This window comes from Ruegeria sp. AL12, from assembly GCF_056540885.1.
The window spans coordinates 1-680 of sequence record NZ_JBQFXN010000132.1 but is presented as its reverse complement, the minus strand read 5'-3'; the positions used below and the strand labels follow the sequence as shown (position 1 = coordinate 680).

The following is a 680-nucleotide window of genomic DNA, read 5'->3' as shown; positions in this document are numbered from 1 at the left end:
CGCAGATCCGTGCCCTTAGGGACGCGCAGCCAGACAAGTCCGCCGCCCCAGTCAAACAGTATCTGATCCGCTTCAGCACGCGCAGAAACTTCGGCCGCATCTCCGGGTTTTACGGAAAGCCGCCAGACATCCCCGTCCTGCCTCTGAAACGGATGAGCATCGCGGATACCAGCCCAAAGCGTGTCTGCACCTGCTTCTTCTGAAATCTCACCAAACCGGGACAGTTCAGCCGTCAATCTGCCTGTGCGATATGCAACCGCGTCCGTGAAACCTTCGAGCCTAAGCAGGGCTTTCCCGGCGTCAGGATCATACGCAGCCCCCGTTACCTCGAACGGAGATCTCAGCGCGGCGGACAGAACCCGAACCGCAGTACCAGCATCCCGGACCCCAACAGATAATGTTGCCACCCGTTCTGGTTTTGGAAGCACCTTCAGCGAAACTTCGGTCAAAACTCCTAAAGTACCCCAGGACCCACCCATCAATTTGACCAGATCGTACCCGGTGACGTTCTTCATCACGCGGCCACCGTTCTTGATCACCTGCCCGCACCCATCGACATAGCGTACCCCAAGCAGAAAATCCCGGCAGGCCCCGGCCTGAGTCCGTCGCGGGCCCGAAATATTGGCCGCGACGACACCGCCAATGGTCGGTTCACCCTGTGTTCCCAGCAAACCGCGATG

The 680-nt window shown here is 59.1% G+C and carries 1 protein-coding gene; it reads right to left on the bottom strand.

Annotation, left to right across the window (positions count from 1 at the left end; translation table 11 throughout):
• Window positions 1-680 (bottom strand): FAD-binding protein (locus ACR0C6_RS21820; RefSeq protein ID WP_480621250.1); only part of this gene is annotated, 680 nt, incomplete at both ends.